General features: G+C 66.0%; 20 protein-coding genes. 9 read left to right on the forward strand and 11 right to left on the reverse strand.

All coding sequences use genetic code 11. The features are described 5' to 3' along the window. Positions 1-75: 75 nt before the first annotated feature. The gene (locus EH199_RS11135; protein WP_124809326.1) at positions 76-555 is read left to right on the forward strand and encodes an NUDIX domain-containing protein; all 480 of its coding nucleotides are present in this window, start codon (positions 76-78) and stop codon (positions 553-555) included. An 18-nt stretch (positions 556-573) separates the two neighbouring features. Here the strand turns inward: EH199_RS11135 and EH199_RS11140 are convergent, their stop codons facing one another. Next, positions 574-1,323, reverse strand: coding sequence for an AraC family transcriptional regulator (locus EH199_RS11140; protein WP_223806621.1), 750 nt, complete (start codon positions 1,321-1,323; stop codon positions 574-576). A 125-nt stretch (positions 1,324-1,448) separates the two neighbouring features. Between EH199_RS11140 and pobA the strand changes: the two genes are divergently transcribed. Then, on the forward strand, positions 1,449-2,618 hold the full coding sequence (gene pobA / locus EH199_RS11145; protein WP_124809328.1) for a 4-hydroxybenzoate 3-monooxygenase: 1,170 nt from the start codon (positions 1,449-1,451) through the stop codon (positions 2,616-2,618). 114 nt (positions 2,619-2,732) lie between these two features. Further along, positions 2,733-3,404 (forward strand): response regulator transcription factor, encoded by a 672-nt coding sequence (locus EH199_RS11150; protein WP_124809329.1) that lies wholly within the window; start codon positions 2,733-2,735, stop codon positions 3,402-3,404. An 82-nt stretch (positions 3,405-3,486) separates the two neighbouring features. Here the strand turns inward: EH199_RS11150 and EH199_RS11155 are convergent, their stop codons facing one another. Together EH199_RS11155 and EH199_RS11160 are read right to left on the reverse strand one after the other, a co-directional pair. Then, positions 3,487-6,081, reverse strand: coding sequence for a TonB-dependent receptor (locus EH199_RS11155; RefSeq protein WP_124809330.1), 2,595 nt, complete (start codon positions 6,079-6,081; stop codon positions 3,487-3,489). Positions 6,082-6,174: 93 nt separating this feature from the next. After that, complete coding sequence (locus EH199_RS11160; protein WP_124809331.1) at positions 6,175-7,803, reverse strand: sulfotransferase; 1,629 nt, start codon at positions 7,801-7,803, stop codon at positions 6,175-6,177. Positions 7,804-7,878: 75 nt separating this feature from the next. On the opposite strand from EH199_RS11160, the gene EH199_RS11165 reads away from it, so the two are divergent. Continuing rightward, positions 7,879-9,183 carry an APC family permease gene (locus EH199_RS11165; RefSeq protein ID WP_124809332.1) on the forward strand — a complete coding sequence of 435 codons (1,305 nt, stop codon included), beginning with the start codon at positions 7,879-7,881 and terminating at the stop codon, positions 9,181-9,183. On the opposite strand, the gene EH199_RS11170 is transcribed toward EH199_RS11165, so the two are convergent. Together EH199_RS11170 and EH199_RS11175 are read right to left on the reverse strand one after the other, a co-directional pair. After that, complete coding sequence (locus EH199_RS11170; protein WP_124809333.1) at positions 9,137-10,750, reverse strand: NAD(P)/FAD-dependent oxidoreductase; 1,614 nt, start codon at positions 10,748-10,750, stop codon at positions 9,137-9,139. The genes EH199_RS11165 and EH199_RS11170 overlap by 47 nt on opposite strands. Positions 10,751-10,871: 121 nt before the next feature. After that, positions 10,872-12,053 carry an aromatic ring-hydroxylating dioxygenase subunit alpha gene (locus tag EH199_RS11175; RefSeq protein ID WP_124809334.1) on the reverse strand — a complete coding sequence of 394 codons (1,182 nt, stop codon included), beginning with the start codon at positions 12,051-12,053 and terminating at the stop codon, positions 10,872-10,874. 108 nt (positions 12,054-12,161) lie between these two features. Between EH199_RS11175 and EH199_RS11180 the strand changes: the two genes are divergently transcribed. Beyond that, positions 12,162-12,776 (forward strand): TetR family transcriptional regulator C-terminal domain-containing protein, encoded by a 615-nt coding sequence (locus tag EH199_RS11180; protein WP_223806622.1) that lies wholly within the window; start codon positions 12,162-12,164, stop codon positions 12,774-12,776. A 16-nt stretch (positions 12,777-12,792) separates the two neighbouring features. Here EH199_RS11180 and EH199_RS11185 read toward each other — a convergent pair whose 3' ends face one another. From EH199_RS11185 to EH199_RS11200, 4 genes are all read right to left on the reverse strand, one after another. Next, on the reverse strand, positions 12,793-14,205 hold the full coding sequence (locus tag EH199_RS11185; RefSeq protein ID WP_124809335.1) for a M20/M25/M40 family metallo-hydrolase: 1,413 nt from the start codon (positions 14,203-14,205) through the stop codon (positions 12,793-12,795). 135 nt (positions 14,206-14,340) lie between these two features. Continuing rightward, positions 14,341-15,195: a p-hydroxycinnamoyl CoA hydratase/lyase gene (locus EH199_RS11190; protein WP_124809336.1), complete on the reverse strand. Its 855-nt coding sequence runs from the start codon at positions 15,193-15,195 to the stop codon at positions 14,341-14,343. A gap of 45 nt (positions 15,196-15,240) precedes the next feature. Beyond that, positions 15,241-16,641, reverse strand: coding sequence for an aldehyde dehydrogenase (locus EH199_RS11195; protein WP_124809337.1), 1,401 nt, complete (start codon positions 16,639-16,641; stop codon positions 15,241-15,243). Between the two features lie 399 nt (positions 16,642-17,040). Next, positions 17,041-18,024 (reverse strand): NADPH:quinone oxidoreductase family protein, encoded by a 984-nt coding sequence (locus tag EH199_RS11200; protein WP_124809417.1) that lies wholly within the window; start codon positions 18,022-18,024, stop codon positions 17,041-17,043. 278 nt (positions 18,025-18,302) lie between these two features. On the opposite strand from EH199_RS11200, the gene EH199_RS24385 reads away from it, so the two are divergent. Continuing rightward, positions 18,303-18,569, forward strand: coding sequence for a hypothetical protein (locus EH199_RS24385; RefSeq protein WP_124809338.1), 267 nt, complete (start codon positions 18,303-18,305; stop codon positions 18,567-18,569). Between the two features lie 70 nt (positions 18,570-18,639). Here EH199_RS24385 and EH199_RS11210 read toward each other — a convergent pair whose 3' ends face one another. After that, the gene (locus EH199_RS11210) at positions 18,640-19,560 is read right to left on the reverse strand and encodes a response regulator (protein ID WP_124809339.1); all 921 of its coding nucleotides are present in this window, start codon (positions 19,558-19,560) and stop codon (positions 18,640-18,642) included. Position 19,561: 1 nt separating this feature from the next. Further along, on the reverse strand, positions 19,562-21,139 hold the full coding sequence (locus tag EH199_RS11215) for an ATP-binding protein (RefSeq protein ID WP_223806623.1): 1,578 nt from the start codon (positions 21,137-21,139) through the stop codon (positions 19,562-19,564). A gap of 370 nt (positions 21,140-21,509) precedes the next feature. Here EH199_RS11215 and EH199_RS24390 point away from each other — a divergent pair, with 370 nt between their 5' ends. The 3 genes from EH199_RS24390 (at position 21,510) to EH199_RS11230 (ending at position 26,870) form a co-directional block, all read left to right on the forward strand. Continuing rightward, a complete protein-coding gene (locus EH199_RS24390; protein ID WP_190287232.1) occupies positions 21,510-21,689 on the forward strand; it encodes a hypothetical protein in 180 nt (59 codons plus the stop codon). 302 nt (positions 21,690-21,991) lie between these two features. Continuing rightward, a complete protein-coding gene (locus EH199_RS11225) occupies positions 21,992-24,028 on the forward strand; it encodes a TonB-dependent siderophore receptor (RefSeq protein ID WP_124809342.1) in 2,037 nt (678 codons plus the stop codon). Between the two features lie 430 nt (positions 24,029-24,458). Continuing rightward, positions 24,459-26,870 (forward strand): glycogen/starch/alpha-glucan phosphorylase, encoded by a 2,412-nt coding sequence (locus EH199_RS11230; RefSeq protein WP_124809343.1) that lies wholly within the window; start codon positions 24,459-24,461, stop codon positions 26,868-26,870. Positions 26,871-26,872 lie beyond the last annotated feature (2 nt).

Genomic DNA, 26,872 nt, shown 5'->3' on the forward strand with positions numbered 1-26,872 from the left:
ATGCAAAGCCCCCGCGATCACGATCGATCGCCCCACCCTTGCCACCACGGCCCCATCGGGCGCAAGACGGAGGCCATGCTCTCCTTCCTGCCCGCTTCGCTTCACCGGCTGGCCCTGCGCTGCGCCCATGCGTTGCGGCTGCGCCTGTGGGGAGCGCTGCGCCTGGAAGTGCGCGGCTGCAACGTGCTGGCGTTCGATCGCGACGGGCGGGTCCTGCTGGTGCGCCACAGCTACCAGCAGCCGGACCTGTGGATGCTGCCCGGCGGCGGTCTTGCGCGTGGCGAGGACGCGGCTGCAGCAGCCATGCGCGAGCTGGCAGAGGAGACCGGGTGCCGCCTTGTTCAGCCTGTCTGGTTCGGTTCCGACCGGATCGCCATGCCCGGCGGGTGGCGCAACCGCATCGAAATGGTGGCTGGCCAGACCGACGACGCGCCCAGGGCGGACGGGCGGGAAATCGCGGAAGCGCGCTTCTTCGCGCTCGACACCCTTCCCGCCAGCATCAGCGCGGCGGTGCATCGCCGGGTCGCGCTCTGGCGCGAATGGCGCGAAACGTGAAGGCGGCGGGGTATTGAACTAACTCGCCGCGCGGTCTTCTCCGGGCCTAACGCCCGTCATCCTGCGATAGAAGCGCGAGAAATACGAAGGATCGTCGAACCCCAGTTCCGCCGCCACCTGCACCGCGCTGGCGTTGGTGTAGCGCAGCAGGCGCCGGGCCTCGAGCGCGAGGCGCCGGTGGACGACTTCCATGGGCGAACAATCGAGGCCGGCGGCCGTCAACCGGGAGAGCGTGCGCCGCGTCATCCCCAGCGCGCCAGCATAGAAATCGAGCGGACGGTGTTCGCGATAGTGCAGTTCCACCAGGTGCCGGAAACGGTGCAGCCGCCGGTCCGCCAGCGCCCCCGCATCCTGATCGCGATCGGCATGGGTCAGCGTCCGCACCAATGCCTCGGCCAGCGCCAGGAAAAGCGGATCGCGCTCGCGCCATTCGCGCTGGAGTTCCAGCATCTCCTCCGCCAGCCAGAAGGCCCGCGTGGCCGGCCGCGCGTCCATCGTGCCGGCGCCGCCCTGCGCCAGCGCCGCCAGCAGGCCATCCGCCGGCCCCGTGGCGCGCGCGGCAAAATCGGTCGAAAGCGTCAGGACATAGCCCGACGTGCCGTGCCGGAAACGGAACCCGTGGACCATGCGCGGCGGCGCGATCACCCGGCATGGCCCGTCCAGCGACCGTTCCGTGCCATCCAGCGTCAGCAGCACATGCCCATCGCGCACCAGCAGCACCTGGACGAAATCGTCATGCCGGTGCGGCGCGATTTCCCAATCATGCAACGCGCTGCGCGCCGCGATCGTCTCGATAATACCATTTCTTTGTCCGCCCTCTCCCTTTCCTCCCGGCCGGGTTTTGTCAACCTTGGGCCGGCAGCCGTCCAGGGCTGCATGCGTGGGAGAAGTCGATGCGTACCCAGGTCGCCATCATTGGCGCCGGCCCGGCCGGCCTGTTGCTCGGACATCTGTTGAAGGCCGAAGGCATCGATTGCGTCGTTCTCGAACGGCAGACCCCCGACTATGTGCTGGGCCGCATCCGCGCCGGCGTGCTCGAACAGATCACTGTCTCGCTGATGGAACGCCTGGGCCTCGATGCCCGGCTCAAGGCGGAAGGGCTGGTCGAGGAAGGGTTCAACCTGGCCGATGGCGAACGGCTGATCCGCATCGACGTGGCCAACCTCACCGGCAAGACCGTGACGGTCTATGGCCAGACCGAAATCACGCGCGACCTGATGGATGCCGCACCCGATCGCGGGCTGCCGGTGATCTACGGCGCCGAGGACGTGGCGCTGCACGCGATCGAAAGCGACGCGCCCTATGTCACCTTCCGCAAGGATGGCGCGGACCAGCGCATCGATGCACGCTTCATCGCCGGCTGCGATGGCTTCCACGGCCCTTCGCGCAAGGCAATCCCGGTCTCTGCCGCGCGCGAATTCGAGCGGGTCTATCCGTTCGGCTGGCTGGGCATCCTGGCCGACGTGCCGCCGTGCAACCACGAACTGATCTACGCCAACCACGAACGCGGCTTCGCGCTCGCCTCGATGCGCAGCCACACGCGCAGCCGCTATTACGTGGACGTGCCGCTGACCGAGAAGATCGAGGACTGGAGCGACGAACGCGTGTGGGACGAACTGGCGATCCGCCTCGGCCCCGATGCGGCGGCGAACATCACGCGCGGGCCGGCGATCGAGAAATCGATCGCGCCGCTGCGCTCCTACGTGTTCGAGCCGATGCGCCATGGCAGCCTGCTGCTGTGCGGCGACGCCGCGCATATCGTGCCGCCCACCGGTGCCAAGGGCCTGAACCTTGCCGCCAGCGACGTGCATTACGCGGCCGAAGCCCTGACCGGCTTCTTCCGGCGCGCCGATGCCGATGCCATCGCCGGCTATTCGGCCAAGGCGCTGGCGCGGGTGTGGAAGTCGGAACGGTTCAGCTGGTCGCTGACCAAGCTGATGCACCGCTTTCCCGATGACGGTCCGTTCGAGCGCGCGATGCAGGTGGCGGAACTGGACTACATTGCCTCCAGCACGGCGGCGCAGACCAGCATCGCGGAAAACTACGTCGGCCTGCCGGTGTGACCGGCGCGCCCCGGGCGGTGGCGCTGCGCCAGTAAGGCGCCGGTTTTCGTCATATCGTCACTCAGCCGTCACATAGCTGCATCAGATAGGCGCCATCCATAGCGGATGGGGCCAATGCGTCAGATCGACATCCTCCTCACCGGCACGCTCGCCGGCGGACACGACAGCTTCCTGCACGACGACCTGCGCGTCGTTTTCCACGCGTGGAAATGGTCGTCCCCGCCGCCGCTGCTCGATGGGCGCCCGTGGGCCTTCGTGGACTGGGTGCTGCCCGAGATGTCGGGCCTGGAGCTGTGCCGCCGGCTGCGCGCCGATCCGCAGACCGAAGCCGCGCATGTCACGATGATCCTGGAGGAAGACGATGCCGAGGCCAAGCGCCGCGCGTTGCGCGCCGGCGCGGACGATTACATCGTCGCCCCGATCGACCGGAACACCGTGCTCGATCGCGTGCTGTCGGTCCAGTTGCCGGACCACGAGGCCCCGGCCCGCACGCTGAAGCTGGGCGACCTGACGCTGGACCTGGCGGCCTTGCAGGTGCGCTGGAAGGACAAGCCCGTCCAGCTCATGCCCAACGAGTTCCGCCTGCTGCGCTACTTGATGGAACAGCCTGGCCACGTCTTTTCCCGCACGCAGCTGATCGCCGCGCTGGGCAAGCATGGCCAGCCTATCGACGAACGCACCGTGGACGCCTGGGTCAGCCGCCTGCGCCGCGCCCTGCGCGAAGTGGGCGCGGGCTATCCGCTGCGGACCGTCCGTTCGATGGGCTACGTCCTCGACAGGCCGTGAGGCTCGTCTCCTCGTAAAAAAACGGGCCGCTCCCGAAGAAGCGGCCCGCCCTTTTTCCGGATCGTCAGGCCCGGTCAGGCCATCAGAACTTGGCCCCGGCACGCAGACCGATGGTGCGCGGCGTGGTGGGGACGATATAGGGGCGCTGCCCGCAGCTTCCGCAGGCCTCGAAGCGCGAGAGCTCGCCCCGCTCATCGAACACGTTGGAAACATAGATTTCGAGCGAGAATGCATCCCATTCAGCGCCCGCCGCCAGGTTCATCTGGCCATAAGCCTTCAACCGGCCAAGCTGCGCTGAGGGGTTGATGACATTGCCGGAAAAGGTCTCATAGGTCGCCGTCCGCAGGTCCGACGCCGCCGAACTCTGGTAGGTTCCGTTGACCTGGCCATAGACCTTTGCCGCCCCCATGGGCACCGTATACCGCAGCGTGCCGCTACCCTTGAACTGGGGGGTCACCGGCAGGCGCGTGCCTTTCGGTGCCGACACGAGGTTCGCCTGTCCATTGGGCCCCGACGCCGTACAGGTAAACGTGGGATCGTCGAACAGGCAAAGATTCTGTCGCGTCTTCGCGTCGGCGTAAGCCGCAGCCATCGTCAACGTGAGCGGACCGCGACCAACCCCGACGTCGATATCGACGCCGCGGATACGGGCATTGGGGCCGTTGTGAATCTCCGTAAAGCTGTTCGCCCCCAGATAGGCGAACTGGAACCGCTTCCAATCCTGCTGATAGATCGCGCCATTGAGACGGATCAGACCATCCGCCAGCGTCGTCTTGAAGCCGAGTTCGTAGTTGGTGAGGTAATCAGGCTCATAATTCGCCACATCAGCGCGGCGATTGATGCCGCCCGGACGGAACCCGCGTGACCAGGTGGCGTAAAACATCAGGTCCTTGCTCGGCTTCCACGTCGCATTGAAACGGTAGGTGCCGCCACTGCCCTTGGCATGGACGGGATTCACCGATCCCGTGCTGTAGTTATAAACCCCGAGGTTGGTGCAGGGGCTGCCATCGACGGCGGCGGGCAGCAACGATGGCGTGGGATTGCCGGCAAGTTGCGCGTCACGCAGGCGCAGCCCGCCTGGTGTGAAGCAACCAGCGACGCCGGTCCGTGTCGAATATACCGCGTTCGGCGGCACCGAATTGCTGCTGGATGCCTGATCGAAGGCCGGATTACGACCAAATCCGAAGAAGCCGATCAGCGAATTGTCGTACATGAATGCACGACCGCCCGCGGTCAGCGTAACGTTGGGCGCGATATCATAGCTCAGTTCGCCAAACGCAGCGAGATCCCGATCCACGCGGTACTGCTGGGTCAGCCACAGAGTGCCCGGCATACCGTTGACCGACAGGTCCGGGGCAAGACCATTGACCTGGTAGTCCTGGTGAATCTGGTTGGACTGCCGTTGATAGAAAAGCCCCGCCACCACGCGCACCGGCTCGCTACTGGGCGAGGCGAGGCGTAATTCATGGCTCATCTTCTTGAAGTGGTCGGTCCCCACAATCCGCTGACGTGGGTCGATGGTTTTCCCGGTGCTGTCCTGGAAAAAGAAATAGCCCGCGTTGCCCCCTACCGAGGAGTAAAGCGAATCATACGCTTCGGCGTAATCGGTGTAGTCGCTCGACTGGATATCCTTCCGGTCCAGATAGGCGCCAGCATAGGTCACATCCCAGTTGCCGAGCTTGCCTTCGATCGTCAGCGCGGCCTGGATGAATTTGTCGCTGCGATACTCCGGCAGAAAATGCTGCACCTGAAGATCGCCCACGCGCGGATCGAAGCCATACGAGCCGTGGCTCTTGGTTTCCTGGTACATGACGGCCGGCGTTACCGTCCAGTTGTCGTCCAGATCAACCTTCAACGCCGCGCGCCCACCATAGACCTCGGTATCGTTGTAGTTCTTTTTGACGAACTGCTTGTTGTCCACCGCAATGCCGCCATTCTTGGCGGGCGGGCAGCCAAACGGATTGGTTTCCGGCAGGAAAGAACGGCAGCCTGCCACGTTATCGATGAAACCGGCATCGCGCTCGTAGAAGCCGACCACACGCAGCGCAGCGCGTTGCGAAAGCGGCAGGTTCAGCATGCCTTCGATCTTGCCGCCCTGGCCGCCCTTGTGAACGGTGTTCACCTCCCCATCGATGCTACCATAGAAGCCGCTGGTATCGGGCTTGTTGGTGATGATGCGGATCGTGCCCGCTTCCGACGAAGCACCATAGAGCGTGCCCTGGGGACCAGACAGGCTTTCAATACGGGCGATGTCATAGATGTGAACGTCGAGGTTGCCGCCGATCGTCGTCACCGGCTGTTCGTCGAGATAGACGCCGACCGAGGGCAGCGATCCCGAATGGTTGCCGTCCCCGCCCGAAGCCACGCCGCGCATGTATACCACGTTGGTGCCCGGCGTGCCGCCCAGCGCCTGGAACGTCACCGACGGCAATTGCTGCACATAATCGGTGAACTTGGTGACGTTGAGCTGCTCCAGCTTCTGCGTGCCCAGTGCCTGGATCGCGATCGGCACGTTCTGGAGATTTTCGCTGCGCTTCTGCGCGGTCACGATGATGACGTTGGGATCGCTGTTTTCGGCCGCGGACTGCGGTGTTTCCTGCGCAAAAACAGAGGAGGATGCGAGAGCCGATCCGGCCAGAAGCGCGAGCCGGGAGAAGCTACGAAAACCTGCACTCATGATGGAACCGCCCTGATCTGATGCGTTATGACTGCGGTTTGTGACGCGCAGCAACATAACGTCAAGATCGTTGCAATTCGCAACTATCGTTCGTTACCGACCGTGGCCAAATTGCAACGATGCCGGCACTTGCGGATAACGCGTGAGAACATCCCCCAGCGCGTCCCGCAACGGCGCCAGAAACGGCTCGAACGGCTTCCATGCCTCGGTGCCGTCACGATAGATGGGCTGGCGCACCTGCTCCGAACTGGCCGTCCGCACGGGGCGCGCGGTTTCGTGAAAGGCCAGGCAGGCTTCCTCGAAAGGCAGGCCGCAGGCCGCCAGAAGCGCACGCACCTCGGCTTCGGTATCGTCGACCATGCGTTCGTAGATCACGCGGTGGACATGCCCCGGCAGCACCCGATCGATATGCGCCATCAGCCGCACATAGTCGCGATAATAGCGCCCCATGTCGGCAAGATCGTAGCTGAAGCCCTGACCGCGCGCGAAATGCTGCTTGAAGTTGGAGAAGCAGCAACCGAGTGGATGCCGCCGCGCATCGATGATGCGGGCACGGGGCAATATCAGCCGTATCAGCGGCACATGCACCCAGTTGTTGGGCATCTTGTCGATGAAGATCGGCCGGGCCGTATGCCGCTGGACGCGCGTCCGCTCGATATACTGTTCGCCCATCTCGCGCAGTTGCGCGGCGGGCAGCGCGGACAGCCCTTCCGGATAATCCGCGACATCCCGCGCCAGCAGCGCAATATCGGGCAGCTCGCTGGTCCCTTCCACCTGGCTGTGGCTGGCGAGAATCTGTTCGACCAGCGTGGAGCCGGAACGCGGCATGCCCACGACGAAGATGGGATCGGCCGCTTCCGCCCCCGCGCCGTCAAATGCCGCGAACAGGGCCGGCGTGGCGGTCGCGATCATGGCGTCCACCTTTCGCTCGGTCTCGTCGGCGCGATAGGGAATACGCGCGCGCCGCCGCGCGTTTCCTGCAGCATAGCTTGCGAAGGCCGCTTCCACCTCACCCCGGTCTTCGAGAGCCTTGCCCAGCGCGAATTCGAGGTGCCACGCATCCTCCTCGGCGATGCCCGGCGCTTCACGCGCCGCCCGCATCGTGGCGATGTCCTCATCGGTGAAGCGCACGGTCTTGAGGTTGGCGAGGCTCCACCACGCTTCGCCGAGCGTGGGTGAAAAGTCGAGCGCACGCCGGTAGGCGGCGATACCGTCCGCCTGACGTCCTACCGTCTTGAGCATGTGGCCATAGCTCATCCATACGCGCGGCTGGTCGGGCGCCTGCTTCCGCACCAGTTCGTAAAGCGCCAGCGCCTCGTCGAATTCGCCGATGCGACCGAACGCCGCGGCCTGCAGATTGGCGTGCCCGGGATTGTCGGGGTCGTCCGCTGTCACGCGCTGCAGTTCGTCCAGCGCCTCGGCCGCGCGGTTGGTCCGGTACAGTACCAGCGCCAGATTTGCGCGCGCGGGTGTGAAATCCGGCGCCAGTTCAATCGCCCGGCGCAAGAGGTTTTCCGCGTCAGTGTAGCGTCCGATCCGCCCCGCCAGTTCCGCGAACATGCGGATGGCGCGGACGTCGAACGGATCTTCCTTCAGCAGCGCGCGCAACAGCGGTTCGGCTTCGTGCAGCCGGTTCTCGTTCATCGCGGCCGCCGCCGCGATCAGCCGCGGATCGTAGGACGCGGCGGGCGCGCGGCGGGAAGAAATGCCAACATTCGTCATCGCCGCATCACAAACATGCTGACGCCGCGCAATCAAGCGATAGTCTGCATTGAAACGATCTTGAGGGAATCACGGATGGGCAAGCCCGCGCGGGGGTTGGGGTTCTGGATGACGCTGGCGCTGGTCGTCGGCAACATGATCGGATCGGGTATCTATCTGCTGCCGGCAACGCTGGCGCCGCTGGGCATGAACCAGCTGGCGGGCTGGGGCGTGACGCTGGCCGGCGCACTGTGCCTGGCCGGGGCCTTCGCGCGGCTGGGCGCGCGGATGCCGCTGGCCGGCGGCCCCTATGCCTATGCCCAGGCCGCTTTCGGCCCTGCCACGGGCTTCATCACCGCCTGGAGCTACTGGACGATGATCTGGGCCGGAAACGGTGCGATCGCGGTGGCCGTGGTCAGCAATCTCAGCCTGATCTTTCCGTGGATCGGCCAGACGCCGGGCCTGCCCGCGCTGCTCGCGGTCGGCTGCGTGTGGCTGCTCACGCTGGTCAACATCAGCAGCACGCGCGCCGTGGGCGATCTCTCGATCGTGACCACCACGCTGAAGCTGGTGCCGCTCGTCGCGCTGATCGGCCTGGCGCTATGGTGGTTCGCCACGGGCGCCCCGCGCGCCGCGCAACCACCGGTGCCGATCTCGCCCGGCGCGATCGCCAGCGCGGCCGGCCTCACCTTCTGGGGTTTCCTGGGCCTCGAATCCGCCACCGTGCCGGCCGACAAGGTGGAAAACGCCGACCGCGTCGTCCCCCGCGCGACGCTGATCGGCGTGGCTCTGACCGGCCTCGTCTACATGGGCATTTCGCTGGCCTTCGCCGCCTATATGCCCGCGCCGGAAGCCGCCGCGTCTCCCGCGCCGGTGGCTGACCTGCTGCGCAAGGCGTTCGGCGGCGGGGTGGCCGAAGTGGTGGCGCTGTTCGCGGCGATCAGCGCCTTCGGCACGCTCAACGGCTTCATCCTGCTGCAAGGCGAAGTGCCCTGGGCGATGGCGCGCGGCGGCGTGTTCCCGCGCTGGTTCGCCAAGGAAAGCAGCCGGGGCACGCCGGTCCGCTCGCACGTGGTTTCCAGCGTGCTGCTCACCGTCGTCGCCCTGCTCAACTACGGCAAGGGGATGGGCGACCTGTTCCAGTTCATCGCCTCGGTCAGCCTTGCCGCCGGGATGCTGTCCTACTTCCTGTCGATGGCGGCAGCGATCCGCCTGCTGCCGGGCGAACGGCTGATCATCGCGATCGCCGCCGTCGGCGCCGCGTTCATCGTCTGGGCGGCCTGGGGCCTGGGCGCCGAAGCGCTGGGCTACGGCGCGCTGTTCGTGGTGGCGGGAGTACCAGTGTACTGGGCGGTCAGCCGCGGTGGAGCATCTTCCACAGCACCGAACGGTCGCGGATGATCGCGTGCGCGGCGTTGTGGCCGGGGGCGCCGGTCACGCCGCCGCCGGGGTGCGTGCCCGAACCGCACATGTAGAGCCCCTTGATCGGCGAACGGTAATCGCCATGCCCCAGCACGGGGCGCGCCGCCCACAATTGATCGAGGCTCATGTGGCCGTGGAAGATGTCGCCGCCGATCAGCCCGAACTTGCGTTCCAGATCGAGCGGCGAATGGATCTGCCGCGCGATCACCGCCGCCTTGAAATTCGGGGCATGGTCGGTGACGGTATCGATGATGTGATCGGCCACCTGTTCGCGCACGTCGTCCCATGATTGCCCATCGGGCAATTCGGGGGCGAACTGCTGGCAGAACAGGCTGGCGACGTGTGCGCCCTTGGGGGCGAGGCTGTCATCGACGGTCGACGGCAGCTTGATCTCGACAATCGGCTTCTTCGACCATCCGAACTTCTTCGCATCGTCGAACGCGGCGTCCATATAGTCCATGCCCGGCGCGATGATGATCCCGGCGGTGTGGTGTTCGGCCCGCTCCTTGCCCGGCAGCACGGTGAAGTCCGGCAGTTCGGACAGCGCCACGTTCATGCGGAACGTGCCCGAACCGGTCTTGAAGTTGGCGATGCGGCGCCGGAAGTCCTCGTCGAGATCCGAACCATCGACCATCTGGCGGTACAGCAGCGCCGGACCGACGTTGGCGGCGACGATGGGAGCGTAAAGTTCCTCCCCGTCCTCCAGCTTGACCCCGGCGGCCTTGCCATTGTTGACCAGCACTTTCGCCACCGGACTTTCGAGGCTGATCTCAACGCCAGCGTCCTCGCAGGCCCGCGCCATCGCCTGCGTGATCGATCCCATGCCGCCGACCGAGTGGCCCCAGGCACCGAACTTGCCATTCACTTCACCGAACACGTGGTGGAGCAGCACATAGGCCGAACCGGGCGTCGAAACGCCCGCGTAGTTCCCGACCACCGCATCGAACGCGAAGGCGGACTTGACGTGATCGTCCTCGTACCAGCCATCGAGGAATTCGCGCGCGGACTTGACGAAGATGTCCAGCAGATCGCGCTGGGTGGCGATGTCCATCTTCGCCAGCGGCCAGCCCTGTTGCGCTGCCGCCAGCAACGCCCGCACGCCACCACCGACGTTGGGCGGCGATTGCAGTGCGATGTCGCGCAGCACCTGCGCCACCTTTTCCAGCGCGGCATCGTACTTGGGATAGGCTTCGGCATCCTTCTGCGAGAAGCGGGCGAACTCCGCCTCGGTCCGCCCCGGCGCGCCGCCCAGCTTGAGGTAGGTATCCGGGAAGGGAAAGAAGTTGCTGATCGTCCGCTCGATGATGCGGAAGCCGCGATCGTGCAGCCTCATGTCCGCGATTACCTTGGGGCGCAGCAGGCTGACCGTGTAGCTTGCGGTGGAATTGCGGAAGCCGGGATGGAATTCCTCGGTCACCGCCGCGCCGCCCACCACGTGCCGCCGTTCCAGTACGCGCACCTTCATGCCGGCCTTGGCGAGATAGAAAGCGCAGACGAGGCCGTTGTGGCCGCCGCCGATGATGATTGCGTCGTAGCGGTTGGTCATGTGCTGCTCTCCGTCGAAGGGCAGTGATGCCCACCCCTAACCCCTCATCAAGCGGGAGGGGAACCTTGTTGCCCTTCTTTCTCCCCTCCCGCGTGCGGGAGGGGCCGGGGGTGGGCCTCGCTTACTTCCGGCTCCACCCTGCCGGCGGTGCCTTGTGCAGGCGCGCTTCGGGCACGATCGCGCGGATCTTGCGCGCGAAGCTGCGCAGGCAGACCTCGCTCGCGCCGATCGGACCGGCGCCATAGGTCTTCGAAGCCATGCCCTTCTGGATGCGCTCGATCAGCCAGGTATCCTCCTGGTTGACCACGCGGTTCACGCGCCAGTTGGCATAGCGCACCAGCTTCATCTCGCGCCGGTCATCGGGCAGGGCGAACGCCATTTCGCGCAGGACGGTCGTGGTCGGTGATACGGGCAGCCACTGCATGAAATCGATCTGATCGGCATAGATATCGAACGCGATGTTCGGCCAGAGCTTGTAATAGAGCCAGCGCTGCCGGCTTTCGGGCGGCAGGTGCGGCACGTCGGGCAGGTGCGTCTGGTAGAACCGCTCCCAGAAGTTGGCGGACGGCTTTTCCACCAGATCGCCCTTCATGCGATCGGCCCAGCCGTGGTCGGAAATCTCGTAGGAGCGGCCGAAGATGCGCGTCAGCCCGTCGTGCGCCACCGGGATGTGCAGGTTGTCGGAATAGTTGTCGCCCACGTTCTTCCAGTTCACCGCGCGTTCGCGCAGGCGCACGTCGGAAATGCGCCGCATGTCCTCGAAACGATAGGGCGCGACCTCTTTCTCGAACGGCGCCATCATTTCCGCGACGGACGGGAAGCCCCGGTCCTCCAGCCGCACGAACACGAAGCCACGCCATACCTCCACCGAAACCGGCGCGAGGCCGTTCTCTTCCAGCTTCAGCGCCGGATAGTCCGATTTCATCGGCACGCCCGAAAGGCGCCCGTCGGTTTCGAACACCCAGGCGTGATAGGGGCAGACGAACTTCTTCACGCACCCGGCATGGCCTTCGACCAGCCGCATCGCGCGGTGGCGGCAGACGTTGGTGAAGGCGCGGATATGCCCGTCGTCCCCGCGCACGACCACCACGCTTTCGCCCAGGTATTCGAGCGTGCGATAATCGCCCGCTACGGCGATGTCGCTTTCATGGCACACGATCTGCCAGGACGGGCGGAGCACCTTGTCCATTTCCAGCGCGAAATATTCGGGATCGGTGTAGAGCCAGCCGGGCAGGCTCCAATCGGCGTCGGGATCGACATCCGCGGACGAAATGCTTTCGAAGGCAGACGACAGGTCACCCATGGTTCAATCTCCGCGTTTCCCACGACATCGCAGACGCCGGTGTTCCGAATCCGCCACCGAATCCGTCCCGCCGACAGCTTGTTGAACGAACGTACAACAAAAGGTAGAATGCGCAAGATGAAAGAGCCGGCCTTCAAACGCGCCGAACCCGACGCCCGGCGGCAGAGCCTGATCGAAGCCTGCGCGCGTGTGCTGGGCCGCGTCGGCACCGCCGGTGCCAGCGTGCGCGCGATCGCGCAGGAAGCGGGCGTTTCGCCGGGCCTCGTCAACCATTACTTCGATGGTGTGGATGCGCTGGTCGCGGCGACTTACGCCCATGTCGACGGCATGGTGACCGGCGCGCTCGACGCTGCGGTGGGCGAGGCCGGACCGGATGCGCGCGACCGGCTCGACGCGTTCGTCACCGCCAGCTTCGCGCCGAGCATCGCCGACCGGCAATTGCTGGCGACCTGGGTCGCGTTCTGGGGCCTCGTCACCGCGCGGCCCGACATCGCCCGCCAGCACGACGAACAGTACGCCGGTTTTCGCGAGCGGCTGGAAGGCCTGCTGGCCGGCTGCGGCGTTCCCGCCAGCGAACTGCGCCGCGCCGCCATCGCGGTCACGGCGCTGGTCGACGGCCTGTGGCTCGAACTGTGCCTGTCACCCGGCTGCTTTGCGGTGGAGGAAGCGAGCGGGATCGCCCGCCGCTTCCTCGATACGATCGTGCCGCCCCGGCCCGCCTGATGCCGGACGCGGGAGCCTACTTGCTCAGGTCGGTCAGCACGCTCAGGTAATACGCCACGCCGGGGCGGATATTGCTGAGCCGGATGCGCTCGTTGAGCCCGTGCGAAAACTCCTCCGACACCTTCCCGAACACCGGGCTGGCACCATAGCTGGGCACGCCGACATGGCGGAACCACATCGAATCCGATGCGCCCGACGATTGCGAGGGGAATACCGCCACGCCCGGATAGACCTTCGCCATCGCCTTCTCCACCGCCGCGGTGAAATCGGGCCGCATCGGCGATGCCGGGGTGGCCACCGATCCCTCGGTCACGTCGGAAAACTTGACGGCGGGCGAAGCGGCGACCTTCTCCAGTTCCGCCATGATCTCGGGCAGCGGATGTCCGGGGAAGATGCGGCAGTTGATATTGGCGGTGGCGCGTTGCGGCAGGGCGTTCAGCGCGTGACCGCCGTTGACCATCGTGGGCACGCAGGTCGTGCCGATCATGCCCACGGTCGCCGGGTTGGCGCGCAGCGTGGCGATGGCGGCTTCGTCCTTGGGGTTGGCGGCGAAGGCGCGCTTCGCGGCGGCGATCTTCGGATCGCTATCGAACTTCGCCGAGCTTTCGAAGAAGGCCTTGGTCAGCGGGTTGAGTTCCGGCGTGAAATGGTAGGCGCCGATCCGTTCCAGCGCGGTCGCCAGCTGGACGATTGCGTTTTCGGCTCGCGGCGCGGAACTATGCCCACCGGGGTTGGTCACTTCCAGCTTGAAATCGCCGTAAGTCTTTTCAGCGCCGTCCCAAGTCCACAGCAATGGCTTGCCGGTCGCTTCGTCCAGCAGACCGCCCCCGCCGTCGATGTTGAGCACCAGTTCGGCGTCCTTGAGGCGTTCGGCGATGATGCCGCTGGTCTTCATCGTCGTTTCCTCGTCGCCCGAGAATTCGATGATGATCGTGCGCCTGGGCTTGTAGCCTTCGCGCCGCAGTTCGATCAGCGATGCCAGCGCCAGCGCGCCGCTGAACTTCATGTCGCTGGCGCCGCGGCCATAGAGGATGCCGTCTTCCACCACCGGCCCGAACGGATCGCGCACCCAGTCGGCGCGCTTGGCCTCGACCACGTCCATGTGCCCGGAAATGACCAGCGGCTTGAGCGCGGGATCACTGCCCTTCCAGGTGGCGATCAGGTAGGCGGTGTCGTCGACCGGCGTGATCTCGATATCGCCGTCCGCCCAGCCCGCCTTGACCAGCGTGTCCTTGTAAAGCCGTGCAACCTCTATGGTCTTGTTGCCCTCGCCGCGCACCGAACGGATCGCGATGGACTTCATTGACAGGTCAAGCGCCTGCGCTTCGGCCTGCGGATGCATCGCCTCCTTGGCAGAGGTGGAAACCGAAGCCGCGGACAGCGCCATCACGGCGGACGCGGAAACGAGAGCGGTACGGATGATGGACATGAACAAGCGACTCCTTCGGGCGCGCACGCTGGCTTCAACCGGTTGCGGAAGCAACAATTTTTCTTGCGCCCAAAACGCAGGACGCCCCGGCCGCGCAAACGGCCGGGGCGTCCATCGCTTCCGCGGGAAAGCGGATCAGCGCTTGACCTTGCTCGCGTCGAACGTGCCGAGGCCGGGCTTGAAGCTCTTTTCGTCCAGGAACTGACGGGTCGCTTCCTTGCGCGCTTCCACGCCGCCGAAGTTGTGCAGCGCTTCCTGCGCGCGGATCAGGTAATCCTGCGCGTTGTCGTAGGTCATCTCGGTCATGCGGCGCACCGCCCACTTGGTGGCGCGCAGGGCATGGCCGTCCTTCTTGCACAGCGCTTCGGCCACTTCGAGCACGCGCGCCTTGAGCTGGTCGGCGGGCACCGCCTCGGTCACCAGTCCCTGTTCGGCGGCCTGCTTGCCGGTCAGGTTCTCGCCCATCATCGCATGATACATCGCCTTGCGTAGCGGCATGAGATCGGCTGCGACCTTCGACGCGCCGCCGCCCGGCAGGATGCCCCAGTTGATTTCCGAAAGGCCGAACTGCGCGTCTTCCGCGGCGATCGCGATGTCGCAGGCGAACAGCGGGCCATAGCCGCCGCCGAAGCACCAGCCGTTGATCATCGCGATCGTCGGCTTTTCGTACCAGCGCAGGCGTTCCCACCACGAATAGGCTTCGCGCTGCGACTTGCGGATCGCTCCGAGGCCCTGCGCCTCGGTCTCGCGGAAGTACTCCTTGAGGTCCATGCCCGCAGACCAGGCATCGCCCTCGCCGGTCAGCACCAGCACCTTCACGTCATCGCGGAATTCCAGATCGGCGATCACGCGGCCCATCTGGCGATTCAGCTTGGGGCTCATGCAATTGCGCTTTTCCGGGCGGTTGAACTTCACCCAGGCGATGCCGTTCTCGACGGTGAAGGCAACGGTATCTTCTTCGGCGCGCTCGACGGCGGGCTGGTCAGCCATGTTCTTGTCCTTTCGATGGGAATGTTCGGAAGAATGTTCGGGAAATCAGATCGGGAAGTGCCCCGGCTGGGTCTCGACCGTGATCCAGCGCAGCTCCGTGAAGCTGTCGATGCCGGCCTTGCCGCCGAAACGGCCGTAGCCCGATGCGCCGACGCCGCCGAAGGGCATCTGCGCCTCGTCGTGGACCGTCGGGCCATTGACGTGGCAGATGCCCGAATGGATGCGGCGGGCGACGGACAGGCCCTTGGCGATGTCCCTGGTGAAGACGGCGGCGGACAGGCCATATTCGCTGTCGTTGGCCAGTTCGATCGCATGTTCGGTATCGCGCGCGTGGATGACGCCAACCACCGGCCCGAAGCTTTCATCGCGGAACAGCTTCATATCCTGCGTCACGCCGTCGACCACATGCGCCGGCATCAGCACGCCCTGTTCGGTTTCCCCGCCCACGAGCAGTTCGGCGCCCTGGGCCAGAGCGTCCTCGATCAGCGCGCGACAATGCGCGACGGTCCTGGCATCGACCACCGCGCCCAGCGGCGTGGTGCCCTGGCGCGGATCGCCCACCGGCATGGCGGCGACCTTGTCGCGGAAGCGGCGCGCGAATTCGTCCGCCACGGCATCGACCACGATGATCCGCTCCGTCGACATGCAGATCTGGCCCTGGTTCATGAACGCGCCGAACGCGGCCGCCTTCACCGCCTCGTCCAGATCGGCGTCTTCCAGCACCAGCAGGGGAGCCTTGCCACCCAGTTCGAGCAGGCAGGGCTTGAGATGTTCGGCCGCGCGCTTGGCGATAATCTTGCCGACCGCGGTGGAACCGGTGAAGTTGATGCGCTTCACTTCCGGCGCATCGATCAGCGCGCCCACCACCTCGGCCGCATCCGCCGGCGTGTTGGTCACCACGTTGACCACGCCATCGGGGAAGCCAGCCTCGGCAAAAGCCTCGATAATCAGCGCGTGCGTGCGCGGGCAGGTCTCGCTGGCCTTCAGGATCACGGCGTTGCCGCAGGCGAGCGGCACGGCGATGGCGCGCACGCCCAGGATGATCGGCGCGTTCCACGGCGCGATGCCCAGGATCACGCCCACCGGCTCGCGCAGCGCCATCGACAGGCAGCCGGGCTTGTCCGACGGAATCACCTCGCCGGCGATCTGCGTGGTGAGCGCTGCCGCCTCGCGCACCATGCTGGCGGCAAGACCAAGGTTGAACATCGCCCAGCCGGCGGTGGCGCCGATCTCGCCCATCATCGCCTCGACGAACGCATCCTTACGCGCCTCGAGCGCGGCGGCGGCTTTCATCAGCACCGCGCGCCGGGCATTCGGCCCCATCGCCGCCCATGCCGGGTAAGCCGCACCGGCCTTCGCCGCTATGGCGGGAATATCGCCCGCTTTCATGGCTTCCGCAGTGGAGGCGACCGCGCCCGTCAGGGGGTTCAAACGTTCGAAGATCATGAGCGACTCTCCCAATATGTTATATTTCATAGCAATTGAGTCGGGGCATGGCAATGCCTCGCCGCATGCCGTGCCTGCAGGTGCGAAACCCCGCACGAAAAGCCCCGAAGTGTTCCGTTTCAGAATTGCATCGGCCGCACCGGACAGCGTGGGCCGCAATTGGCGCATACGAATGAACGCCATGTTTTAACGCATTTTTCGCCGCGCCATTCCGGGAAATGCCTGCATTTCGGCGCCAATAAGTGCAAAAAACGCAATCGTTCCGTTAACTTTCGCACTTGCGCTGAAACGGTCTGAAACGCACATAGGGCGGGCCTTTCAGGCATCCTCTCCCAAACTATTCAGGGCCGCCCGGCAACGGAGCGGCCCTTTTTTTGCGCCCATTCCTGCCTCGCGGAATCAATCCGCGTGCGGCAACAGCACCGTGCGTCCGATGACCGTGCGGGTTTCCATCGCCTCGAAGGCTTCGCGCCAGCGCGACAGCGCAAGCGCAGCGTGAACATGCGGGCGAATGCGTCCTTCTCCGGCCAGCCTGACGATGGCCGCCACGTTTTCCTGCCCGAGATCGGGAAAGCGGCGTCCGAACTCCCCGGCGCGCACCCCCACCACCGAGAAGCCCTTGATCAGCGGAATGTTGGCACGGATGTCGGGAATCCGGCCACTGGCGAACCCGACCACCAGCAGGCGGCCGCCGAACGCGATGCAGCGCGTCGATTCGTCGAACGCATCGCCCCCGACCGGATCATAGACAAGGTCGGCGCCGCGTCCGCCGGTGATGTCGAGCACGGCCTCGCGAAAGCCGACCGGGCCGGCGAGCACATGCTCCGGCGCATAGAGGTCGGCGATGCGCCGGCGCTTTTCCTCGCTGGAGGCGACGGCGATCACCCGCAGCCCTAGCGCGCGCGCCAGATCGACCGCGGCCAGCCCCACCCCGCCGGCCGCGCCGTGGATCAGCACCCATTGCCCCGGCTGCGCCGCTCCGCACCGCACCAGGGCGACCCAGGCCGTAAGATAAGCCGCCCGCAACGCGGCCGCTTCGGGGAACGACAGCGCATCGGGCATCGGCACGATCGCATCGGTGGCGTGGACGCCGAATTGCGCGCACCCCCCGGTCAAACCGCCGACGATGACCCGCGCGCCCTCCCGCCAGTCCGCGCCGGCGCCCACGGCCACCACCGTCCCCGCCGCCTCCATGCCCGGCACGAACGGCAACGGCGGCTTCGCCTGATAGCCGCCGCGCGTCATCAGCAGGTCGGGAAAACCCAGCGCCGCCGCCTCGATCCGGACCAGCACCTGCCCGTCGCCCGGTTCGGGAACGGGCCTGGCGACGATGCCAAGGCCGGTCAGATCAGGCGTCAGCGTGGATACCTCAAGGGCCTGCATGGTTATCATAGCGCGCTTCTCCCACGCCCCTGATGGACGAGCGACGTTGCGCGGGCAAGGTTGGCGGAAACCGGCTATGACGGATTTTTGCACGCTCCCCTTGTCGATCCGGACATCGCTGCATAGCTTGGTTTTCTATCCCGCACAGGGTTGCCATCGCGGCCGGTTCGAGACCGGGCGCGATTGAAAAGCATAAAAGCGTTCGCAGGAATTGGTGTTGTGGAAAGCGCCGCTGCCCCAGGGGCGGATCGCCGCTTTCAGATCTCGCGGACCGGCGCATGATCCGGCGCGACCACCACGCCAAGCCTGCCGGACGCGGGGATCACCCGCTGGACTGCCGCCGGACTACCCTGGGTCCCGACAGGCCGACGGGCAAGGCAGGGCCGGATCGCGATCGTGTTTTCCCTTGCGATCCGGCGCTGTTTCAAAAAGGCGTTTATGCTTTTTTGCAAACTCGCCATCGTCATTGCGAGGAGAAGCAGTCGACGAAGCAATCCAGAGTCACGCTCAAGCCGCTCCGGGTTGCTTCGCTACGCTCGCAATGACGAACGCGTAGAGTAAGAATTTGCAAGCGACGTAATCGTCTTCAGAGCCGGGGCAAGGGCCGGCCTCCGGCTACTGGCCAATGCTCTTGATCGCGATCGCCGCCGCGGCCGCGCGGGTTTCCACGCCCAGCTTTTCGTAGATGCGCTCCAGATGCTTCTGCACCGTGCGCGGGCTGATCGACAGCACGTCGCTGATCACGTTGTTGGACTTGCCATAGCTGATCCACAGCAGCACTTCCGCCTCGCGATCGGTCAGCCCCAGCCGCGCCTGCAACCGGGCCACATCGACCTGCGGGTTCAGTTCGTTCAGGCGGATCAGCACCTCGTTTTCGCGGTACTGGGCCACCAGCACCAGTTCCAGCGCGCTGTCACCCTGCTCCAAGCGTACCGAGGCGCCGCGCGCATCCTTGCGCGTCAGCAGCCGCTCCACCGTGCTGCGCAGGGCAACGGGCAATTGCGCGTCCTCCTTGCTCCAGCCGGGTTCGACACGGTTGATCGCCTGCTCCGCCATGGGCGTACACCACAGCAGGAAGCCACGCGTGTCGGTGGCCATCATCAGGCGGCCGGTGGCATCCAGTCCGGTCGTGCTGGCCTGGACCGCGCGCGCGTGGCCCATGTGGACGCGCACGCGCGCCAGCAGTTCGTGCACGTTCACCGGCTTGCGGACATAGTCCACGCCGCCCACCTCGAACCCTTCGATCACGTGCTCGCTCTCGGTCAGGCCGGTCATGAAGATCACGGGCACGTGCGCGGTTTCGGGGTTTGCCTTGATGCGCGCGGTGGTCTCGAAACCATCCATGCCGGGCATCACCGCGTCCATCAGCACCAGATCGGGCACAACGTGGCCCAGCAGGTCCAGCGCCGCCGCGCCCGATGTCGCCACCAGCACGGTGATCCCGCCCGCTTCCAGCGTATCGGTCAGCAGGCGCAGCGAATCCGCTTCGTCATCGACGACGAGCACGGTGTCACGACGAATCGGCCGCCGATCCATGTCAGAGGCCCTCAAGGGTCTTGGCGAGACCCGACAAGTCGAACCGATCCAGACAGTTGTACAGCGCCTCGACCAGTTCGCGCGCGTCCGGCTGAGCCGCCTCAAGCTTCCTAATTTCGGCTTCCATGCCCCTTACATGCCCGATCCGCAGCAGTTCGCGCAACTTTTCAACATGTTCGCGCGCCGCTTCCGACAGCGGCAGCGCGGGAGAGCCGCCCACCTCCGCCGGGGCATCCCCCTCGTATATCCACTCCAGCTTCAGGCGCGCGCCGATCGCATCGACCAGCGCCCCGAACTCGATCGGCTTCACCAGAAACAGGTCGTGATCGCGCGCGCCGGTGTCTGGCCCGTGGCGTTCATGGGCGTTGGCCGAGAGCATGATGACGCCCATCGCGTGATCCCGCGTGCGCCGCAGACGCGCCGCCACTTCCCAGCCGGACAGGCCGGGCATGGACACATCGAGCAGAACGAGATCGAACGCGCGCGCATCGCTCAGCGCCAGCGCGGTGGCCCCGTCGGGGGCCAGTGTCACCTCGAACCCGATGCCTTCGAGAACCCGGCGCATCAATGCGCGCTGTTCCGGGTCGTCATCGGTCACCAGCACCGAACGGCGGTGCCCCTCGTAGCCGATCACCCGCCGCGCCGCTGCGGAGGTTTCGCGATAGCCGGCGACATGCCCCAGCATCAGCCGCACGCGGAAGCACGATCCCTGCCCCGGGGTGCTGTCAAGTTCCAGCGTCCCGCCCAGGATCTGGAGAATCGCGCGGGTGATCGCCAGGCCCAGACCCGCGCCATCCTGCGGCCGGCCGCTCTCGCCAGCGCGCTCGTAGCGGGTGAAGATGCGCTCGCGGTCCGCCTCGGCGATGCCCGGCCCGGTGTCGATCACCTCGAACACCGCCGTCTGCCCGGACCATGCCACGCGCAGGGTCACGGTCCCGGTCTCGGTGAACTTGATCGCGTTCGACAGCAGGTTGATCAGCACCTGCCGCAGGCGCTTCTGATCGGTCCGCACGAATTCCGGCAGCCGTTCGGGCAGTTCGCAGCGGAAGGCTAGGCCCTTCACCGCCGCCGACGGCCGGAACATCGAGACGATCTGGTCGATCAGCGCCGGCAGCCGCACCACTTCGCTGTTCACCCGCAACACGCCGTTTTCGACCAGCGAGATGTCCAGCAGCCCCTCGACAAGATTGGTGAGGTGTTCGGCGCTGCGCCGGATGACGCGGGCCGCTTCCTGCGGGTCGACCCCCGCTTCATGCTCCACGAGTTGGGCGTAGCCATAGATCGCGTTCAGTGGAGAGCGGATTTCATGGCTGACATTGGCCAGATAGCGGCTCTTGGCCGCATTGGCGGCCTCGGCGGCTTCCTTGTCGCGCAGCAGGTCCACCAGTTCCGGAACGGTGTCGACCGGGCTGTTGACGGGCGCGGAAACCCTGCCGCTGCGCCAGCCCAGAACCGCAACGCCGGCAAGGCACAGCACGGCCAGCGCCGCGAGGACGTGAAACAGCGTCGAACCGTTCTCGAAAAGCTCGGCCCCGACGATGAGCGCGACCGCGGCCAGCGCGCAAACCGCCAGCGCCACAGCGCGGGGGGCGGGGAAGTGTCCGCCCTGCAGGAATGGCCAAGCGCCCGCGCGTGACCGCGGGCCACGCCAAGCAGCGTCAGCTCCGGACGGCAGACGATGCGGCATCGCGTTCAAAGGTCCCTCACCCTGAACGGCGGTATGGCAGTTCCTGATCTGTCAGGGGACACGGCATTATGCGCCGGCCCCCTCCCCAACGCATCGGACATTGTACTTTATCGACCCCAGGCGCCGGGCATTGTGTGTTGCGCCATTTTGGATTGTGCATCGCAAACGCGATGAACTCAACCCCTCCCGAACAGATTCAGGACGATTGTACGAAATCGGGAACGGGCACAAAAATGCCCGATCGCGCGGAGGTTCAGATCAGATGATCACGCTGCAGCCGCTGGAGCAGCCGGATCGCGACGGAATGGCGAATCGCCTTTCCTTCCCGCAGCTTAACCCACGTATTCAGGCCGATTCCGAAGTTCGCCTGGATCACTTCGGGCTTCTGGCAGTGGATCACCGACGCCATCCGAGCAACGACATCGGGCTCGACATGGGTTAGCCTTTGAGCGGACATATTTCCTCGCACAGTGTTACGATCTGGCAAAAGAGTATTATGAGATAGAGCATTCAACATACGTCATTTGCCGAATGCTCAACCGCCGCGACTCGCCCTAGGGAGTGGAAGTTTCCGCACCGCACCATGCCAGAGCGGGCCGCAGGCGCCCGCAAAATGCCCTCCGCAGCGCGAATCCGGCTGGCGAAACGCCCGCATTCGGCTAGGCGTGCCGACGCGCCTTTCCCGGTGCCCCGGGAGGTCTTCGTCCGGCCGGTTCCCGGAACCAAGAGGAGTTGAGTTCGCCCATGCGGCCGTTTGCCCGCCCTGCCCTTGCCTTGCCGCTTGCCGCACTCCTGCCAACCATCGCCCCGGCGCAGGAGGCACCCGCCGATGCGTCGCAAGGTCCGGCGCAGGCGATCGTCGTCACCGGTCGCGGACTGATCGATGCGCCCGCCACCGCGGCCTACGACGTCCAGCAGATCGACCGCGAAAAGCTGCTGCTCGCGGCATCGGGCCGGATCGAGGACGCGCTGTCCTCGGCTGCGGGCTTCCAGCAGTTCCGCCGCTCCGACAGCCGCTCGTCCAACCCGTCATCGCAAGGGGTCACGCTGCGCGCGCTGGGCGGCAACGCCACCAGCCGCACGCTCGTCCTGCTCGATGGCGTACCGATGGCGGACCCGTTTTTCGGCTATATCCCGTTAAGCGCCATCGCGCCCGAGCGGCTGGCCTCGGCGCGTGTCACACGCGGGGGCGGCGCGGGCGCGTTCGGTGCGGGCGCGGTGGCGGGCACGATCGAACTGAGCAGCGCGGATGCCGATCAGCTCGGCCTCGTCAGCGCCAGCGCGCTAGCCAACGATCGGGGCGAGACGGAAACATCCGGCACCTTCGCGCCGAAGCTGGGTCAGGGCTTCGTCGTCGTCAGCGGTCGCTGGGATCGCGGGCAGGGCTTCTGGACCACCCCGGTGACGCAGCGCGTGCCCGCCAGCGTGCGGGCGCGGTACGAAAGCTGGTCGGCCGGCATCCGCGGCGTCGCGCCGGTCGGTCCCGATACCGAGCTTCAAGTCCGTCTGCTGGCCTTCGAGGACAACCGCACCCTCCGCTTCGCTGGCGCGGACACGGGATCGAGCGGGCAGGACGCCAGCCTGCGCCTGGTCGGGCGGGGGCGCTGGCAGTTCGATGTCCTCACCTACGTTCAGGCGCGCGATTTCAACAATATCGCCATCAGCTCCACCAGCTATCGCAAGACGCTGGACCAGCGCCGCACCCCCACAACCGGATGGGGCGGCAAGGCCGAACTGCGCCCGCCGGTGGGCGGCGCGCACGTGCTGCGGCTGGGCACGGACTGGCGCGTGGCATCGGGCGAAGGGATCGAGGATGCTTATAACGCGACGACCGGCGCGGTCACCGCGCGTCGCCGCGCCGGCGGGCGCAACAGCGATGTCGGGCTGTTCGCCGAAGACGACTGGACGCTTGGCCCGGTGATCCTCACCGCCGGGGCACGGGCGGACCGCTGGACCATTGCCGACGGGCATCTCGTCACCAGCAACGCGGCGGGCGTGGTCACCGGCACTGCGACGTATGCCGACCGCGCGGGATGGACCGGCAGTTTCCGGGGCGGCGCGGTGATCCATGCGGGCCATGGCCTTGCGCTGCGCGCCGCCGCCTACACCGGGCTGCGCCAGCCGACGCTGAACGAACTCTATCGCACCTTCACCGTGTTTCCCATCGTGACACAGGCCAACCCCGGCCTGCGCAACGAACGGCTGGTCGGCTATCAGGCCGGCTTCGATTTCAACCCGATTCCGGCCGTGACCTTCACGTTTACCGCCTTCCAGGACCGGGTGGAGCACGCCATCGCCAATGTAACGGTCGCCACCAACACCCGCCAGCGCCAGAACGTCGATGCCATCCGCGCGCGCGGGCTGGAGCTGGGCACGTCGGTCAAGCTGGGGCAGTTCGCGTTCGACGGATCGCTGGCACTCACCGACGCCAAGGTCGAAGCCAGCGGCGCGGCATTCGCGCTCAATGGGCTGCGCCCAGCGCAGACGCCGAAGATCGCCGCCAGCGGCACGCTTTCATGGCAGCCCGCCCCGCGCTGGACGCTGGCGATGACGCTGCGCCATGTCGGCGCGCAATACGAGGACGATCTCCAGACCGACACGCTGAAAGCCGCGACGACACTGGACGCCTTCGTCCGCGTGCCACTGGCGGGGCCATTCAGCCTGATCCTGCGCGGGGAGAACCTGACCGATGCCGAGATCGTGACCCGCAACGCCGCCGGTTCGATCGATCTTGGCACGCCGCGCACGGTCTGGGCGGGGCTGCGCGTCGACATCCGCTGAACGCGCGCAGACGTATTTCCCGCGCCGCATGGGCAGACATAGCCCATGCGGCCGCGTAGGGGGATCATGACGACAAGATCCGCGCCGGCATCGCCGCCGGCCCGAACGGGAGTGGGGGCATGAAAGCGAAGCGCTGCGCCACGGCCAGACCCGGTCTTGCACGCACCACAATGGCTCAATTTTTTGCACCGCAGCATTATCGCGCCTTGTCGAACCGCGCTCCTCTGTCATACCCATCGATTCGGGAGAGCCTCCTGCGGGGGAGGCACCCCGGGCGGCACGGCGAAAACCGGAGGCAATCCGGAACGGGCGTGCTCCGGCGCAAGTCGGTCGGGGGGCCGGTGTCAGAGAAAGGCCGGGATAACATGCCCGGTCGGACGGACGTTTGCGTCATGCCGGTCGGCCGGGCCTTCAGGGTGGAGCTTGTTCCATGAGCCTCGAGATCACTTCCACGGCTGCCGAGATCGACGCCCATATCATCGATGTGCTGCGCCATCGCGTGGGCAAGGACGAACGCGCCGCCAAGCCGCACGACTGGTTCACCGCCACCGTGCTCACGCTGCGCGACCACGTGATCGACCGCTGGATGGAATCGACCCGCAAGACCTATGCCGAAAGCGGCAAGCGGGTCTATTATCTCAGCCTCGAATTCCTGATCGGCCGCTTGCTGCGTGACGCGCTGTCCAACATGGGCATGACGCGCGACATGGAAAAGGCGCTGCGCGAACACGGTCTGGACCTGGCCGCGCTGGAAGATCTGGAGCCGGACGCGGCGCTGGGCAACGGTGGCCTTGGCCGGCTGGCCGCGTGCTTCATGGAAAGCCTCGCCAGCCTCGACATCCCGGCCTACGGCTACGGCATCCGCTACAAGAACGGCATGTTCCGCCAGCGCATCGACGATGGCTGGCAGGTCGAGCTGCCGGAAACCTGGCTGAGCCACGGCAACCCCTGGGAGTTCGACCGGCGCGAAAGCTCGTACCGCATCGGCTTCGGCGGCGAGGTCGTCGACGATGGCGAGGGCGTGGTGTGGAAACCGGCCGAACAGATCGAAGCCTATGCCATCGATACGCCGGTGGTGGGGTACAAGGGCAAGCGCGTGAACACGCTGCGCCTGTGGACCGCCGCCGCGCTCGATCCGATCCGGCTGGACCGGTTCAACGCCGGCGACCACGTGGGCGCGTTGGTGGAAGAAGCCCGCGCCGATGCGCTGGTGCGCGTGCTGTACCCCGCCGATTCCACCGCCGCCGGGCAGGAACTGCGTCTGCGGCAGGAGTTCTTCTTCACCTCCGCCTCGATCCAGGACATCGTGCGCCGCCACGCGCAATACAACGGCGACGTGCGCACCCTGCCCGACAAGGCGGCGATCCAGCTCAACGATACGCACCCCGCCGTTGCGGTCGCGGAAATCATGCGCCTGTTGCTCGACGAACACGGGCTTGAATTCAACGAGGCGTGGGACGTCACCAAGCGTACGGTCGGCTACACCAACCACACGCTGCTGCCCGAAGCGCTCGAATCCTGGCCGCTGCCGCTGTTCGAACGGTTGCTGCCGCGCCACATGCAGATCATCTACGCCATCAATTCGCGCGTGCTGCGCGAAGCGCGCAAGGCCGGGCTGGACGATGGCGCGATTTCGGCGATCAGCCTGATCGACGAAGGCGGCGAACGGCGCGTGCGCATGGCGAACCTTGCCTTCAGCGGCGCGCACAGCGTCAACGGCGTGGCCGCGCTGCACACCGAACTGATGAAGAGCACGGTCTTTTCGGACCTGCACAAGCTCTATCCCGATCGCATCAACAACAAGACCAACGGCGTCACCCCGCGCCGCTGGCTGCAGCAATGCAACCCCGGCCTGGTCTCCGTGCTGAAGGACGCCATCGGCGACGGCTTCCTCGATGACGCGGAAAAGCTGGTCGAACTGAACGCGCTGGCGGACGACAAGCTGCTGGGCGAGCGCATCGCGGAAGTGAAACGGTCGAACAAGGTGGCGCTGGCCGCGCACATCAAGGCGATCACCGGCGTCCGGCTCGATCCCGATGCACTGTTCGACGTCCACATCAAGCGCATCCACGAATACAAGCGCCAGTTGCTGAACCTGATCGAGACGGTGGCGCTCTACGACGAAATCCGCAGCCACCCGGAACGCGACTGGGTTCCGCGCGTAAAGATCTTCGGTGGCAAGGCGGCGTCGAGCTATCACAATGCGAAGCTGATCATCAAACTGGCCAACGACATCGCCCGGCGCGTCAATTCCGATCCAGCCGTGGGCGGGCTGCTCAAGGTGGTGTTCGTGCCCAACTACAACGTTTCGCTGGCGGAACGGCTGATTCCGGCGGCGGACCTTTCCGAACAGATCTCCACCGCCGGCATGGAAGCATCGGGCACCGGCAACATGAAGTTCGCGCTGAACGGCGCGCTGACCATCGGCACACTCGATGGTGCGAACATCGAGATCAAGGATCGCGTCGGCGACGACAACATCGTCATCTTCGGCCTGACGGCGGAGGAAGTGCTGGCCAAGCGCGCGCAGGGCTACAACCCGCGCGAGGTGATCGAGGGTTCGCGCGAATTGCAGCAGGCGGTGTCCGCCATCGCCACCGGCGTGTTCTCCCCCGACGATCCGGAGCGCTACGCCGGCCTGATGGGCGGCCTCTACGACAGCGACTGGTTCATGGTCGCGGCCGATTTCGACAGCTACGCCGCTGCGCAGCGCACGGTGGATCGCCGCTGGGAAGACCCGGCCGGCTGGCGGGCGGCGGCAATCCGCAACATTGCCAACGTAGGCTGGTTCTCGTCCGACCGGACGATCGCCGAATATGCCCGCGAGATCTGGGGAGTCTGAGG

The sequence above is a fragment of the Novosphingobium sp. LASN5T genome, from assembly GCF_003856955.1.
GTDB lineage: Bacteria > Pseudomonadota > Alphaproteobacteria > Sphingomonadales > Sphingomonadaceae > Novosphingobium.